The organism is Chryseobacterium panacisoli (assembly GCF_008274625.1).
Classification (GTDB): Bacteria; Bacteroidota; Bacteroidia; order Flavobacteriales; family Weeksellaceae; genus Chryseobacterium; species Chryseobacterium panacisoli.
Genome location: NZ_VTRU01000001.1, coordinates 628616 through 644304, shown reverse-complemented (window position 1 = coordinate 644304; position 15689 = coordinate 628616). Strand labels below are relative to the sequence as shown.

Below are 15689 nucleotides of genomic sequence, written 5' to 3'. Positions count from 1 at the left end.
TGTACAATGAAAATAACTGAGATAAAGTCCTGTTTTGTTGGACCTGCCGTGTCTCCGGAACAATTTATAGCGGAACATTTTTTTTTATTTCTGGCAAAAGGAACCATAAACGGTTATGATGGTAACAGGCATTACGTTCTTAAATCTGGTGACAGCTGTATTGTACGTAAAAACCGCCTTGCACGCTATAATAAACAGAAAGATAATAATGAATTTGAAAAAGTGATTTTTATTTTTGATGAATCATTTTTAACGAGTTTCCATAAAAAACACAGCCTCTTTTTTCAGAATCATCAGTCAAAAAATGCTTTTATTCCGATAAAAAAAGATCCGCTGATCAGTAGCTTCCTTCTTTCATTGGAACCTTATTACACAGAATCCGGGCAGATAAATAATGCGTTCTCAGACTTAAAAAGAGAAGAACTGTTACTTATTCTCTTGCAGCTGCATCCTGAATTGTCAGATATACTCTTTGATTTTGGTATTCCGGGACGGGTGGACCTTGAAGAATTTATGCAGAAAAATTATAAATTTAATGTTAATTTAGAACGTTTTGCATTCCTTACAGGACGTAGTTTGTCTGCTTTTAAAAGAGATTTTAAAAAGATATTTAATGAAACACCAAATCGCTGGTTAATTAAAAGAAGATTGCAGGAAGCACGATTTTTGATAGAAGAAAAAAAAGAAAGACCATCAGATATCTACATTGATCTTGGATTTGAGGATTTATCACATTTTTCATTTGCTTTTAAAAAAGAATTCGGAATTCTGGCAAGCAATCTGTAATATATTCAGGCGGAACTATTTCATAAGTTCGTATATTTGAATTTTACAAATCATCTGCCATGGAAAAAGTAGCACATACCTCACTGGAGGATTTTTACAAAGAGATGGCTGCCAAATTAGGTAAAGACCTCGAAAGTATTTTTCCGAAAGGACTTCATAAAGATATCGGACACTTTAATGTTTTTGATATCGCACAGACACTTGAAAGGGCAAGGACAACTTCCGAAATGCCTTATAACAGGAGGAAATACTATAAGATAAGTTTTATACGAGGGCGAAACAGGGCAGAATATGCTGATAAAGTAATATCAATACAACAGAACGCCTTATTATTTGCTACTCCAAAAGTTCCGTATCATTGGGTGCCTGAGGATCCTGATCAGTCAGGAAGTTTTTGTGTATTCACAGAAGATTTTTTTATTAAAGATAAATCCTATTACAATCTTGAAGATCTTCCCATTTTTCAGCCAGGCGGAGTACCTGTTTTTGAAATTGATGACGAGCTTGCGAAAGAACTGGAAAGCCTTTTTAAAAAAATAAAAAAAGAAATAGATTCAGATTATATTTTTAAATATGATCTGATCAGAAATTATGTGTTGGAATTGATCCATTACGGTCAAAAATTACAGCCGGCATCCAAAATATCTGCATCTAATGATGCTTCTATGAGAGTGGTTTCTCTGTTTATAGAACTGTTGGAAAGACAATTTCCTATTGAATCCTGGGACCAGAGACTGCAGCTGAAGACCGCAAAAGATTATGCAGAACGATTGGCGGTTCATGTCAATTATTTAAACAAAAGGTTAAAAGAAAGCACCGGAAAAACGACTACGGAATTTATTTCTGACCGTATCATTCAGGAAGCGAAAATACTCTTAAAGCAGACCAGATGGAATGTTTCAGAGATATCCTATGCCCTGGGTTTCGAGGAAATTGCTCATTTTTCTAATTTCTTTAAAAGGAAAACTTCCTTTACTCCCTTAGAATTTCGTTCCTGATTTGAATTTTGCAAATTTCAGATTGATTCAAGCAAACATTTCAGTCTGAAAATATCCCAACTTTGTACCATCAAAATAATCAAAATACAATGAACACAAAAACAAATATCGCATTGGTAACCGGAGGTAGCCGTGGATTGGGAAAGAACTCAGCATTAAAGATTGCTCAAAAGGGATTAGATGTCATTATTACCTATAGAAGCAACAAGGAAGAAGCAGAAGCTGTTGTGAATGAAATAAAATCAATAGGACGTAATGCTGTTGCTTTTCAGCTGGATACAAAAGACATTAAAAGTTTTGATGCCTTCGTAAAGCAGGTTACGGATCACCTGCAGGAAAATACAGGAAGTACTCATATTGATTATCTGATCAATAATGCAGGAACAGCTTTATATTCACCTATTACCGAAGTAACAGAAGAACAGCTGGATGATGTGGTAGACATTCATTTTAAAGGAGTATTTTTTCTGACTCAAAAATTTTTGCCATTTATGAATGATGGGGGAGGAATTATCAATGTGTCTTCAGGATTGGCAAGATTTGCAACTCCGGGATCTTCTATTTACGGATCTATAAAAGCTGGGGTGGAAATGCTCACAAAATATATGGCCAAAGAATTGGGACCAAGAAAAATCAAGGCCAACGTTGTGGCTCCCGGAGCTATTGAAACCGATTTCGGAGGAGGAAGAGTAAGAGATAATGAAGAGATCAACGCTGTAGTAGCGGGTGCCACAGCCTTAGGAAGAGTAGGACTTCCAGATGATATTGGTGGTGTAGTGGCATTTCTGTGTACGGAAGATGCAAGGTGGATCAATGGACAAAGAATTGAAGTTTCCGGAGGAATGTTTTTATAACATTTGATGGAGCATCTTTAAAATACTTCGGCCGGCTCATTTTGAGCCGGCCGAAGTATTTTTTGCTGTTTTTTGGAGCTTTATTATTCAACAGCTTCAATAGGTTCAGGTAGCTGGCATTTAAGTTCGCTGCACCCAGGCCCGATGTATACACAATGTCCTGAAGAATTGGTACATCTTACATTGCCTAAACCTCCATTGATTGTATGTAGTTCTTTTCGGGTTATTTTTTTTCCTTTTTTTACACTTTTGTTTTTCATGGGAGAGTTTTATTAATTATTGATATTAGTTGATAGGCACCTGGCATTGAGGTTCTCCACAATATCTTGCATATTCGGAGCATTCTGTAGTTCCCGGCAGAATACAGATCTTCAGACCTCCTTTGATCATATTTAATTCTTTTTTGTTTAATTTTTTTCCTAAGATGATTGTCTTTTTCATGATTTTTATATTTAATGGATTAGTTATTTTATAAATATATGAAAATCAATGGTAATAAAGAAAAATATAAATTCGTCGTCTGAAATGACCTTGAAATAACTACATCATTTTAAAACAGTACAATTTTGTTAGAGATAAAATCATTGCACCTAAAACTTTTATTTATAAAGTTACTTTGCGTCATAAATTCACAACTTCTGATGAGATTGCTTCGCTTTGCTTGCAATGACAGTGGAAATAAGGAGCTTTGTCTCTAAGCTCTACAAAAGCACAATAATTATGATGATACTCTAGATAAATTCTCAATAGCTCTTTCCAATGTTTCCTGCTTCTTGGCAAAACACAACCTGATTACATTCTCATTCAGCTTATTTTTATAAAATGAAGAAAAAGGGACACTTGCCACTTTATGTTTGATGGTAAGCTCAGACGCAAAATCGAAATCGTTTTTATCCGAAATCTTATCATACTTTACTGCCTGAAAATAAGTCCCCTCGCAATCCAGCAGTTCAAAAGATGTTCCTGCAATACCTTTTCTCAGAAAATCTCTTTTTTCCTGAAAAAACTGATTCAGATGGGTATAATGCTCATCATTTTTCATGTATTCGGCCAGTGCAAGCTGGATAGGAGTATTCACACAGAAAACGTTGAACTGGTGTACTTTTCTGAATTCATCCGTTAAGATTTTGGGTGCAGCGCAGTAGCCTACTTTCCATCCGGTAACGTGAAAAAGTTTCCCGAAAGAAGCAACAAGAAGACTTCTTTCTTTCAATTCGGGATATTTACAAATGCTTAAATGCTGTTTTCCGTCAAAAACAATGTTTTCATACACTTCATCGCTTAAAATAAGAATGGAAGTTCCTTTTACCAGCTGAATAAGTTCTTGTATATCATTTTCTGTCAGGATTTTTCCGGATGGGTTGTTGGGATTATTCAGAATAATCATTCTTGTTTTGTCACTGACAAGATTTTTTACGGCAGTCCAGTCGATTTTATAATCCGGAGCTTTCATTTCAAAACGTTTTACAATACCTCCGAAAAGTTCTACGGTAGGCTCATAACAATCATAGGCCGGCTCAAAAATAATCACTTCATCATCCTTTTTGATAAAAGAGGCAATAGCTGTGAAAATAGCCTGAGTCCCGCCTGCTGTAACAGTTATTTCGGAGTCAGGATGATAAATCGTATGATGGCTGCTCTCAATTTTTCTGGCAATTTCTTCCTTCAGACCTATCATTCCTCCCAGCGGGGCATACTGGTTAAAGCCTTTTTTAATAAAATGATCTACATGATTCAATAATTCAGGATCAGGCATGAAATCCGGAAATCCCTGAGAAAGATTGATTGCTTCATTCTCGTTGGCAAGCTGAGTCATTTGACTAAAAATAGTAGTTCCTACATTGGAAAGTTTTGATAAGGGAAGTTGTATCATAAAAACAGTTTTGTTAATCGAATTTAATGAATATTTAAACAGATCAACTTATAAAAATAAAAATTAAATAGAGATAGTTGAATGCTGATGTTGAAAAATATGATTGTACAATTAGAAAAAAATAAATATTTGCTCTTGATTGAATATAAAAAATGCAGCTTCAAAGCTAAATTTTTAGACTTTTGAAACTGCATTTTGGGTATTGGTTTTTTGATTATTTATTTAGAGATCATTAGTTTTTGAGAGCTGGTTTTTCCTTCAGATGTGAGTTCAACGATATAAGTTCCCTGGATCAGATTCTCGGTATTCAATCTGATATTTTGGCGTCCACTATTGAGATTTTCAGACTTTTCTAATACCGTTTTTCCTGAGCTGTCAATAATTCTTACCGTTGCTTTTTCCTTCTTTGAAAGAGATGTTTGTACATCCACATAGTTTTTGGCAGGATTCGGAACCAAAGAAATATCCTTTTTTCTGGCCATCTGAAGCTCTTCTTTTGAAATAGCTTCCAGATCAGGATGTTTACTGCGGAGACCTGTGTTGTCAGTTTCTTTTAAAATGACCTTCCTTGAATAACAAAATGTAATGCATGTACTGCATTTTTTTTGACCTTTGCTGTCAGATTGAATGACACATACCGTATATGAACCGGGAGTATTATAGGTGTGTGGAGTCATATGATCGGTAAGCGGTGTTCCGTCTCCCCAGTTTACAGAATAGTTGTTCGGAGGATTATAACTGTCTAGAAATACCTTGGCTGTGGCAGTATTGCTAGTAGAACTGAATGAGGTTTCAAGTTTGAAATTCGGGTCACAGTCAGCACATGGCTTTACACAGATGTTGTCATACCATACTATTTCAGATGGGTTTGCTGTATAATCAGGAGTAATCATTACAGCCGTTGAATTGTTGATGATGTTGTTGAAGTCTGTACAGGTGGTACCGCTGCTGGGATCCATTGTCCAGGTTCCTTCAGAATTGGAGGGAAGAACAGAGCCGCTGCAGTTGGCAATAGGAGCACGTACCCGAACCCATCCGCTTCCTTCAGTTACAGTGATATTGGCGACAAATGTGATTATTTTGCTGCCGGACATGATGTGAATGGCCGGATGTATGGCTGGAGATCCATTAAAAGTTCCGTCATTTTCAATATAGAAATCAAAAAATAGACATTGTCCCGGAAACCGTTGTCCCAGATTTTTAAAATCTATGGTATTGACAAGCCATGAACCTCCGGAATCATCAATGAGTTTTAGAAACTGAGAACCATCCAGAGCGGGAGTTCCGCTTGAAACGGTTACATTACCATTAGGATAAGGAGCATGAACCCAGTTTCCGGCCGGAAAAGTAGGTGAATCAAAATCCGAGCAGGGTGCCTGTGCTTTGAAAAGCAGACCGCCCAGAAAGATGCAGATGGTAAAAATGTATGCTTTTATCATAATACAGTATTGATTTTATAAATCAAAAATCAATAAAAACTTTAGTATTAAATTTTGTGTATTGATGTCTTGTAAAGGTATTATGATATCAAAACGTTTGGTATTACCGGTTGATAAGTGTATTGGTTATCCTAATAAGTGTCAGTAAGTTGCTTTTAATTGTAGTGGGATGATGGTTTGGTTTCCGATTGCGCAGGCATAGGTTTTTAATCCAGATATCCTATCCTGTGGAGGAAATCATTTTTTTTGCGGACAGAAACATCCAGTACAGAATGATCTGCCATTACGACCTGACCGCCTTTTCCTTTGATGTATTCTTTAAGATGAGAGAGATTGATCAGGTGCTTATGATGAATCCTGAAAAAATTATATTTTGAAAGCTGCTCCTCAAACTCGTGGAGTGTCTTGGAAACAATAATCTTGGTCTTATCTGTGAAATAAAATGTGGTATAGCTGGAATCTGCTTCACAGCGGATAATCTCACTGATATCTGTGAGTTTAAATCCCTGCAGTGTTGGAAGGCTGATCTTATTACTTTGAGGACTTACCGTATTTTTATTTTTTCTGATGCTTTCCAGAACTTTATTTACGGCGATGATGAACTCCATTTTTTTAATAGGTTTCAAAAGGTAATCAGCAGCTCCGTTTTTAATGGCCTGAATTGCAAAACTTTCAAAAGCTGTAATGAAAATAATCTTTGAATCAACTTCTCTGAACTTTGAAAGAAGATCAAATGCGGTTCCGTCTTTCAGCTGAATATCCAGAAAAAGAATGTCAGGTGAGTTTTTGGAAAGATAAATATAGGCTTCCTCTACACTGGCTGCCTGGTGGGTGTTCTCTATTTCCGGAAATTCATTCTCCAGCAGCAGGGAAATATAATCTCTTCCATCCTGTTCGTCATCAATGATGCATGCCTGTATTTTGGTTTTCATAAGGTATAATATAAAGTTTGATTTGAGTTCCCGGTCTTTTTTCCTTCTCCTGAAGATCGGCTATTTCTAATATGATATTAGTATCAAAAAGCTGTCGGAATGTTTCAATTCTTTTTTCAGATAATTTTACTCCAAAAGAATTTGCATTAGAATGGAGCTTCTTTCCAATACCTGTACCGTTGTCTTCAATAACCACACAGAGAGCTGTTCCCGTATGTTGAAACAGCACTTCAATGTTTCCTTTTCTGTCCTGAAGATTCGCTACACCATGTTTTATAGCATTCTCTACAAAAGGCTGAATGAGGAGGGAAGGAACAGTCCAGCTTTCATTTACATTTTCAGAAATGGTAATTTTATAATCAAAAAGATCTTTCAGACGCAGTTTTTCCATATTCAGGTATAAAGACAGGTATTCTGCTTCTTCTTTTATAGGCATAAAGGTTTTTTCGGAATAATGAAGCGTTTTCCGGATCATTACAGAAAAAGTGTTAAGATAGTTTTCTGCTTCATCATAATCTTTTTTATACAGCAAAAAGTGAATGGAATTGAGACAATTATATATAAAATGGGGATTGATCTGTGCTTTTATAGCCTGAAGCTCCAGTTCTGCAATTTTCTTTTCATAATATAAAGTTTCCAGTTTTTTATTTCTCTTTTTCTGAAAATAAAATGTGATCAGTATGGATAATGCAGCAGCTCCAATGAAGACAAGGAGCAGTTTAAACCACCACGTCTGCCAGAAGGCAGGTTTGATCTCAAAATGCAGATCTGTAGAGATATATGACTTTTTCCCGTTGTAGCCCAATCCAAAGATTTTAAAAGTATAATTCCCCGGAGGAATAGAGTTGAAAGTAATATTGGGAGAACTGCCGGTTTGCCAGTCTTCGCTTAGTCCTTCAACTTTATATTGATAACTGATTTTCCCCTGTGAAGCGAAATCCGGAAAACTTACATTAAAGGTCAGACTGTTATCGGGAGTTTTACCTTCCAGTGGTTTGTTAAGATCATAAAAGTGCGTGTTCCCGATCTTTACCGAATTAATGATGACTTTTTTATGAACGTGTTCCTGCTGGTTCAGCAGGCTTTTAATGGAAAGGATTCCCAGGCCCTTTGATGTACCCGCATAAACGGTATCTCCGGAAATGATGCATCCTGCAACAACATTGGAAGGAAGCCCGTCTATATGGGTGAAATTATTGATTTTTAATTTTTTATCTTTAAACTCAATTCTGCTGAGACCGTAATTGGTACTCGCCCAGAAAACTTTTTCATTCTCTATTTCTATTTTTTTGATCTGTCTTGTAGGAAGACCTTTGCTTTCTGTAATTTTTTTGATCACTCCGGAATTATTAAACAAAATAATTCCATTAAGATTAGTTGCACCCGCATACAGATTATCACTGAGCTTTTTAATGTCTGTAAAATAGTACCCCTCCAGAAACAGTCTTTTCTTTTTTGTAGCAGTATTCAGCTTATAGAGGTCTTTAAATGTTCCGGCAAAGATGCTGTCCCGGGTATAAGGTAATGCGGTATAAATCCGGCTGCCCATCATCAGCTTTTTATAAGATCCTTTATGATGATTATAGGCAATAAGACCTTCCAGGGTACAAAAGAGTGCCGATCCTGAAGTATAGGGAACCACATTTTTAATAACATTTTCCTTCAGGACATATTTTTCTCCTGTCGTCGTATTATACCGGACCGGATTTTTGGAAAGTCCGAAGATGATAGTATTTCCATCAGACAAAATGGCTTTGTTTTCCATTTGTGAATTTCCTTCCAAATGAATATCAGTAATAATTCCGTTATGATAAATACCACCTTTGGCTTCATTATAGCCGAGATAGATTCTGTTTCCGTTTTTAGCAATAGCCGTGATATGGGATGAGTTGTTCTTCACAGGAAAATGAATATAATTTCTGAAAAACAGCTCCGAAATAAAGAAAAGGCCATTGTTTCTGGTAGAAAACCAAAGATTGTCATCCTTATCCACCAGTACATCATTGATAATGTAGCGGTTCATCAATTCGATAGGGTCTGATAAGCCCTCTGCTTTCATGAAAGCATTTCTAAAATACAGAAGTCCACCATTTTCAAGACACGCCCAGATCCGGGAGTTTTTATCTATTACCAGCCGATGTATATTCTCATGAGCTGTATAGGAAGCAATTTTTTTGAAATGAAACTCATGGTACAGCTTATATACTTCAATCTTTTTTTCGTTTTTTAAAATGAAAAAATCTCCTTTCCTGGTTATCATGGTATTTCTTTTAATCGAAATATTGCTGATTGTTTTTTTTCGGGTGAAAACATTATATACTTCAATATTCTTCTTTTTATATCTGTCAGAAATATAAAGGTTCCCGTTTGTCATATTCAATCCGAAAGTAAAATAATCATCAGAAGCATCTTGGTGGATAAAAATAGGTATTGTTGTGATTTTTTCGTTTTTGTAAACTAATATGTTTTTGGGATTGTCTCCCTCATACAGGTAGACCGTATCTCCGTTGATGTGACTGAGTGTAGTATAAGTGAATTTTATTTTTTTCAGTTCCGGATTGCGGTCTGAATTGATGATTCTGCCTTTTTTGAGATAGGCAAAATCATTCAGGAAAGAAATAATAAACATTTCGTTGTTCGGAATTGGAAAACAGTTGAGAATCTCAATGTTCTTTAATCCGTTTTTGCTTCCAAACTGCTTAAATTCTGCTCCGTCAAACCTGAAAAAGCCATTGTCACTTCCCAAATATATGAATCCATTTTCATCCTGATTCAGCCCATAGGTATATGAGCTGTTGAGCCCGTCTGCTTCATTATAATGTACCATTCCGGGAATTTGAGCATTACACAATGAAACAACCAGTAAAATGAAGAGAAACAGGCAAGATGTTATAATTTTTTTCACATTTAGTAGAATAGTTTTGAAAATTATATAATTTGATTGATAATACTGCAATATTTTTGGGGAAATCTTTAAAAAACAATCTGAAAAATTCGGATAATTTTATACAATTTTGTACTTTTGTATGTTTGCTGAAATCATATATGTCACAAGAAATAAATCCAACCTATTCAGAAGATAATATCAGAACCCTCGATTGGCAGGAACATATCCGCCTGCGTCCCGGCATGTACATCGGGAAGCTTGGTGACGGATCTTCCGCTGATGACGGTATTTATATTCTGCTTAAAGAAATCCTGGATAACTCCATTGATGAGTTCAGGATGAGATCAGGTAAAAGAATCGAAATAAAAGTGGATGACGGCAAAGTTACAATTCGTGACTTTGGACGTGGAATCCCGTTGGGAAAAGTAGTAGATGCTGTTTCCAAAATGAATACCGGAGGTAAATACGACAGTAAGGCGTTCAAAAAATCTGTAGGATTGAACGGGGTTGGTACCAAAGCGGTAAACGCGCTCTCCGAATATTTCAGGGTACGTTCTTTCCGTGACGGGAAGATGAAAGCCGCAGAATTCTCCCAGGGACTTATCAAAGAAGACTTTGAAGAAAAAGAGACTTCTGACAGAAATGGTACAGAAATTTCCTTCGTACCGGATGGTGATATATTCTTGCATTTCAAATACAGAAAAGAGTATATCGAAAGAATGCTCCGGAATTATGCATACCTGAATCCTGGGCTTAAAATTCTTTTCAACGGAGAAACCTATTTCTCTGAAAACGGTCTTAAAGATCTCCTTGAAGAAGAGCTGGAAAGTGAAACACTTTATCCTATTGTTCATTTGAAAGATGATGATATTGAAGTGGCAATTACCCATACTGACAAATCTCAGATGGAAACCTATTTCTCCTTTGTAAACGGACAGAATACCACGCAGGGTGGTACTCATCTTAATGCATTCCGTGAAGCTTATGTGAAGACGATCCGTGAGTTTTTTAATAAAAGTTTTGAAGCTTCTGATATCAGAAAGTCTATCATTGCTGCTATCTCCATCAATGTAGAAGAACCTGTTTTTGAGTCCCAGACCAAAACAAAACTGGGATCTAATGATATGGGTCCGAACGGACCTACCGTAAGAACTTTCATCATTGATTTCCTAAAAAGCAAACTGGATAACTTCTTACACAGGAACCCGGAAATTGCGGAAGCCATCCAACGAAAAATATTGATTTCCGAGAGAGAAAGAAAAGAACTTTCCGGAATTCAGAAACTGGCAAGGGAAAGAGCTAAAAAGGTTTCTCTGCACAACAAAAAACTTCGTGACTGCAGACAGCATTATAACGATCAGAAAGCCGAAAGAAAAGGAGATACTCAGATCTTCATTACCGAGGGAGATTCCGCATCAGGATCTATCACAAAATCCAGAGATGTAGAAACACAGGCTGTATTCTCATTGAAAGGTAAGCCATTGAACTGCTATGGTCTTACCAAGAAGGTGGTATATGAAAATGAAGAATTTAACCTTCTTCAGGCTGCTTTAAATATTGAAGAAAGTCTGGAAGACCTGAGATACAACCAGGTGATTATTGCGACCGATGCCGATGTTGATGGAATGCACATCCGTTTGCTGATGATTACTTTCTTCCTGCAGTTCTTCCCGGATCTGATTAAAAACGGACACCTGTACATTCTTCAGACTCCTTTATTCAGGGTAAGAAACAAGAAAGAAACAAGATACTGTTATTCAGAAGCCGAAAGAGTAAAAGCATTGAATGATCTGGGGAAAAATCCTGAAATCACACGATTTAAGGGATTAGGAGAAATTTCTCCGGATGAATTCAAGCATTTTATAGGTCAGGATATCAGATTGGAACCTGTAGTGTTAGGGAAAGACCAAACCATTGAACAGCTTCTGGAGTTTTATATGGGAAAAAATACTCCGGACAGACAAACTTTCATTCTTGAAAACCTTGTTGTGGAAGATGATACTGATATTGCTAAAAAAGAAATTCTGGATGAAGTAGAAAACTAGAAAAAAATTAAATATTAAAATTATCCTTGAGAACAATGCAGAGGGGTAAAAAAACACATTTTGAAGTAAGAAATTAGGAAACTTACAACAAAAAAATCAAATGAGACTAAGTAACCGTAATAAAGCATCAGTTTATAACTTTTTAAGCACCGTTCTTCTTATGATAATGGTACTTGGAATAATTCTATTTATAGCTAATAAATATAGATTTAATGCGCTGGATGATGAAAGTTATTTACTGATTATTGTTCCTATTATGATGCTGATTATCTTTTATATTTGCGGACGGCAGATTTTTGAATATGACAGCGATGGAGAAGCCCTGAATTTTAAAAACAGGAATATTATTCCTTTTTTAGATAAGCCTCTTCACGATGAATTTCCAAAATACAAGCTGTTAAAATATGATGTAGTCAGTATTTTATTTATCAAAAGATTATACATCACTGTTTCAAGTAAGAACAATGGATCGACTATACTGAAGTATCAGATCTCTTATTTGAACAGAAAAGAAGTAAACGATTTAAAACTCTCTCTGAACAAAGTAGTAAAAGCTAATAAAGAGAAAAAAGACAAAAAAGCAGATGACGACAGAAGAATATTCGCATGAGGGTGAAAGTTTAAAGAAGGTTTCCGGTCTGTATAAAGACTGGTTTCTGGATTATGCTTCCTATGTAATTTTGGACAGAGCTATCCCTTCGGTGTATGACGGTTTAAAACCCGTACAGCGAAGAATTATGCACTCTATGCGGGAACTGGAAGACGGCCGTTACAATAAAGTGGCGAACATCGTGGGAAATACCATGAAATACCACCCACACGGAGATGCTTCCATTACAGATGCCATGGTACAGGTAGGACAGAAAGAGCTGCTGATAGATACCCAGGGAAACTGGGGAAATATTTATACAGGAGATTCTGCAGCTGCTGCAAGATATATTGAAGCAAGGCTGACTCCTTTTGCCCTGGAAGTAGTTTTTAACCCTAAAACTACAGAATGGACGAAATCTTACGACGGAAGAAATAATGAACCTATCGACTTGCCGGTAAAATTTCCTTTGCTTCTTGCACAGGGAGTAGAAGGTATTGGGGTAGGACTTTCCACAAAAATACTTCCACATAACTTCAATGAGCTTATCAATGCATCGGTAGCTTATCTGAAAGGGAAGAGATTTGAGCTGTATCCGGACTTTTTAACAGCCGGTTATCTGGATGTTTCAGAATATAATGACGGCCACAGAGGAGGGAAAGTAAGAGCCAGAGCCAAAATTACCCAAACGGATAAGCACACTTTGGTGATTTCCGAACTTCCTTACTCGAAAACAACAACTGATCTTATTGATTCTATCTTAAAGGCCAACGAGAAAGGGAAGATCAAAATTAAAAAGATTGAGGATAATACTTCAGATAAAGTAGAAATCCTGATCCATATTCATAATGACGTTTCTCCGGATAAGACCATTGACGCCCTGTATGCATTCACAGACTGTCAGGTAACAATTTCTCCGAATGCCTGTGTGATTGTAGGCGACAAACCTATGTTCATGAATGTTTCCGATATTCTGAAAATGAATACGGACCATACCGTGTCATTATTGAAGAAGGAACTTGAAATTGAACTTCACGAACTTCAGGAAAGCTGGCATTTCTCTTCACTGGAAAGAATTTTTATTGAAAATAGGATCTATCACGATATCGAAGAGGTGAAAACCTGGGAAGATGTATTAAAGACCATTGATGCAGGATTAAAACCACATACCAAACATCTTTTAAGAGCCGTTACTGAAGAGGATATTTTAAAACTGACCGAAATCAGAATCAAGAGAATTTCAAGATTCGATTTAGATAAATTTAAAGAAAATATTGCATCACTGGAAGGTAAAATAGAACAGGTGAAATACCACCTGGCCAACCTGATCGCTTATGCTATCGATTATTATTTAAATATTCAGAAAAAGTACGGTAAAGACAGACAGAGAAAGACAGAGCTTAGAATTTTTGATACCATTGATGCTACAAAAGTTGCAGTGGCTAATGAAAAGTTCTATGCCAATTTTGAAGAAGGCTTTATCGGAACATCCCTGAAGAAAGACCAGTATCTGTTCGATTGCTCTGACATTGATGATATCATCATTTTCAGAAAAGACGGAAGCATGAAAGTGGTAAAAGTAGAGGCGAAAACATTTGTCGGGAAAGATATCCTCCACGTTGCCATATGGAAGAAAAATGATAAAAGAACAGTGTATAATATGATCTACCGCGAGGGAAGGGAAGGACCATATTATATGAAACGTTTCTCTGTAACCGGAGTAACAAGAAATACAGATTATCCGTTAGCTTCAGATAAAAAAGGTTCGGAAACACTCTATTTTTCAGCAAACCCCAATGGTGAAGCAGAAACAGTAACAGTACTTTTAAAACCAAATCCTAGAATCAGAAAGAACAAAATGGAGATCAATTTCTCCGAACTTGCCATCAAAGGACGTGATTCCAAAGGAAATCTGGTGACAAAGTATGCGGTAAAAAAAGTAGATATGAAGGAAGAAGGAGTTTCTACTCTGGCACCCAGAAAGATCTGGTTTGACGATACGGTAAGAAGACTGAATGCCGATGTAAGAGGAACATTACTGGGAAGCTTCAAAGGAGATGACAAAATTTTGACCATTAACACAAACGGAGAAGTAAAACTGGTGTCTTTTGATTTGGGTAACCGTTTTGATGATGAATATCTGGTTTTGGAAAAATGGAGACCGACACAGCCTATTACCTGTATTTATTATGATGGAGAAAAAGACATTTACTTCATCAAGAGATTTTTACTTGAAAATACGGTAAACGTACAGACTTTTATGCCTTCTGAACACCCGAAATCATTCATTGAAAATGTAATCGTTGCCAATGACGTGACTGCAGAAATCATTTTTGCGAAAGATAAAGGGAAAGAACGTGAAGCTGAAATAATAAATATTGATGAATTTATTGCCGTAAAAGGAATAAAGGCAATCGGAAATCAGTTTACAAAATTCAAAGTAAAAGCAATCAATATTACCATTCCTGAACCTGTAGAAGAAGAACCGGAAGTTTATGAAGATCCTGAACCCACAGGAGATACTGATGAGGACGGAGGAATTATAGGAGATCTGTTTCAGGGTGACGGGAATAGCGAAAATGAATAGACCATACAGTGTCTGTTTAATTATAACATAAGAAACATACGATGAATATAGTTGTTTTAATTATCATGGCGGCCACATGTATTTTTAGTTACATGGGATTCAACAATACAGCATTATTTGAAAAATATAAATTCAATGTTGGAGCCATTGCAAACCGTAAAGAATATATAAGGCTGATCAGTTCTGCATTTTTGCATGCAGACTTTATGCACTTATTTTTTAATATGCTTTCCCTGTATTTTTTCCAGGGAGTAGTCATTAGTTTCTTTGGAGAAACAGGATTTTTGATTCTTTATTTTGGATCAATGATTTTAGGAAATCTATTCAGTTTACAGATTTATAAAAACCAGCCTTGGTATTCTGCTATTGGAGCATCAGGAGCGGTTTCGGGAATTATTTTTGCATCCATAGCCATGGCACCGAATGAGATCAGTGTCAATTTCTTACCGGGATGGTTATTTGGAACATTATATTTCGGATATTCTGTATACATGATGCTGAATCCTAAACAATGGGATAATCTTGGCCATGCCGCTCACCTTGGAGGAGCTTTTTTCGGACTCGTTTACTCTATTGTAATGCATCCGCAGCTGGCCATGAGCAATATCCTTTTCTTAGGAATCATGTCGCTTCCGTTAATTTACCTTGGATATGAAATTTTTGTAAGGAAGCGAATAGGATAAAAGACTATTTTTGCTT

The 15689-nt window shown here is 36.3% G+C and carries 13 protein-coding genes; 7 read left to right on the top strand and 6 right to left on the bottom strand.

Features of this window, described 5'->3' with window-relative positions; translation table 11 throughout:
• Window positions 1-6 precede the first annotated feature (6 nt).
• From FW781_RS03060 to FW781_RS03050, 3 genes are all read left to right on the top strand, one after another.
• Complete coding sequence (locus tag FW781_RS03060; RefSeq protein WP_149386056.1) at window positions 7-786, top strand: helix-turn-helix domain-containing protein; 780 nt, start codon at window positions 7-9, stop codon at window positions 784-786.
• A 59-nt stretch (window positions 787-845) separates the two neighbouring features.
• Complete coding sequence (locus FW781_RS03055) at window positions 846-1784, top strand: helix-turn-helix domain-containing protein (protein WP_149386055.1); 939 nt, start codon at window positions 846-848, stop codon at window positions 1782-1784.
• Between the two features lie 89 nt (window positions 1785-1873).
• Window positions 1874-2638, top strand: coding sequence for an SDR family NAD(P)-dependent oxidoreductase (locus tag FW781_RS03050; RefSeq protein WP_149386054.1), 765 nt, complete (start codon window positions 1874-1876; stop codon window positions 2636-2638).
• A gap of 83 nt (window positions 2639-2721) precedes the next feature.
• On the opposite strand, the gene FW781_RS22290 is transcribed toward FW781_RS03050, so the two are convergent.
• The 6 genes from FW781_RS22290 to FW781_RS03030 form a co-directional block, all read right to left on the bottom strand.
• Window positions 2722-2898: a hypothetical protein gene (locus FW781_RS22290; RefSeq protein ID WP_172625649.1), complete on the bottom strand. Its 177-nt coding sequence runs from the start codon at window positions 2896-2898 to the stop codon at window positions 2722-2724.
• A gap of 25 nt (window positions 2899-2923) precedes the next feature.
• Complete coding sequence (locus FW781_RS22285; protein ID WP_172625648.1) at window positions 2924-3079, bottom strand: hypothetical protein; 156 nt, start codon at window positions 3077-3079, stop codon at window positions 2924-2926.
• A 277-nt stretch (window positions 3080-3356) separates the two neighbouring features.
• Window positions 3357-4511: a methionine aminotransferase gene (locus FW781_RS03045; protein ID WP_149386053.1), complete on the bottom strand. Its 1155-nt coding sequence runs from the start codon at window positions 4509-4511 to the stop codon at window positions 3357-3359.
• Window positions 4512-4729: 218 nt separating this feature from the next.
• Window positions 4730-5950: a T9SS type A sorting domain-containing protein gene (locus tag FW781_RS03040; RefSeq protein ID WP_149386052.1), complete on the bottom strand. Its 1221-nt coding sequence runs from the start codon at window positions 5948-5950 to the stop codon at window positions 4730-4732.
• A gap of 206 nt (window positions 5951-6156) precedes the next feature.
• Window positions 6157-6882 (bottom strand): LytR/AlgR family response regulator transcription factor, encoded by a 726-nt coding sequence (locus FW781_RS03035; protein WP_149386051.1) that lies wholly within the window; start codon window positions 6880-6882, stop codon window positions 6157-6159.
• A complete protein-coding gene (locus FW781_RS03030) occupies window positions 6851-9709 on the bottom strand; it encodes a sensor histidine kinase (RefSeq protein ID WP_149386050.1) in 2859 nt (952 codons plus the stop codon). The genes FW781_RS03035 and FW781_RS03030 overlap by 32 nt, the downstream gene beginning before the upstream one ends.
• Before the next feature lie 218 nt (window positions 9710-9927).
• Here FW781_RS03030 and FW781_RS03025 point away from each other — a divergent pair, with 218 nt between their 5' ends.
• From FW781_RS03025 to FW781_RS03010, 4 genes are all read left to right on the top strand, one after another.
• Entirely contained in the window at window positions 9928-11814 is a 1887-nt protein-coding gene (locus FW781_RS03025; protein WP_149386049.1) for a DNA topoisomerase IV subunit B, read from the top strand.
• Between the two features lie 100 nt (window positions 11815-11914).
• Window positions 11915-12424, top strand: a complete 510-nt coding sequence (locus FW781_RS03020; RefSeq protein ID WP_149386048.1) for a hypothetical protein — start codon at window positions 11915-11917, stop codon at window positions 12422-12424.
• Window positions 12399-14990: a DNA gyrase/topoisomerase IV subunit A gene (locus FW781_RS03015; protein ID WP_149386047.1), complete on the top strand. Its 2592-nt coding sequence runs from the start codon at window positions 12399-12401 to the stop codon at window positions 14988-14990. Before FW781_RS03020 ends, FW781_RS03015 begins: the two co-directional genes overlap by 26 nt.
• A gap of 41 nt (window positions 14991-15031) precedes the next feature.
• Window positions 15032-15673: a rhomboid family intramembrane serine protease gene (locus FW781_RS03010; protein ID WP_077416750.1), complete on the top strand. Its 642-nt coding sequence runs from the start codon at window positions 15032-15034 to the stop codon at window positions 15671-15673.
• Window positions 15674-15689: the final 16 nt, after the last annotated feature.

Coding starts and splice junctions, on each gene's coding strand:
- FW781_RS03035 (WP_149386051.1), bottom strand. CDS start 6,882: ATGAAAACCAAAATACAGGCATGCATCATTGATGACGAACAGGATGGA.
- FW781_RS03015 (WP_149386047.1), top strand. CDS start 12,399: ATGACGACAGAAGAATATTCGCATGAGGGTGAAAGTTTAAAGAAGGTT.
- FW781_RS03045 (WP_149386053.1), bottom strand. CDS start 4,511: ATGATACAACTTCCCTTATCAAAACTTTCCAATGTAGGAACTACTATT.
- FW781_RS22290 (WP_172625649.1), bottom strand. CDS start 2,898: ATGAAAAACAAAAGTGTAAAAAAAGGAAAAAAAATAACCCGAAAAGAA.
- FW781_RS03060 (WP_149386056.1), top strand. CDS start 7: ATGAAAATAACTGAGATAAAGTCCTGTTTTGTTGGACCTGCCGTGTCT.
- FW781_RS03040 (WP_149386052.1), bottom strand. CDS start 5,950: ATGATAAAAGCATACATTTTTACCATCTGCATCTTTCTGGGCGGTCTG.
- FW781_RS22285 (WP_172625648.1), bottom strand. CDS start 3,079: ATGAAAAAGACAATCATCTTAGGAAAAAAATTAAACAAAAAAGAATTA.
- FW781_RS03050 (WP_149386054.1), top strand. CDS start 1,874: ATGAACACAAAAACAAATATCGCATTGGTAACCGGAGGTAGCCGTGGA.
- FW781_RS03020 (WP_149386048.1), top strand. CDS start 11,915: ATGAGACTAAGTAACCGTAATAAAGCATCAGTTTATAACTTTTTAAGC.
- FW781_RS03025 (WP_149386049.1), top strand. CDS start 9,928: ATGTCACAAGAAATAAATCCAACCTATTCAGAAGATAATATCAGAACC.
- FW781_RS03055 (WP_149386055.1), top strand. CDS start 846: ATGGAAAAAGTAGCACATACCTCACTGGAGGATTTTTACAAAGAGATG.
- FW781_RS03030 (WP_149386050.1), bottom strand. CDS start 9,709: ATGGTACATTATAATGAAGCAGACGGGCTCAACAGCTCATATACCTAT.
- FW781_RS03010 (WP_077416750.1), top strand. CDS start 15,032: ATGAATATAGTTGTTTTAATTATCATGGCGGCCACATGTATTTTTAGT.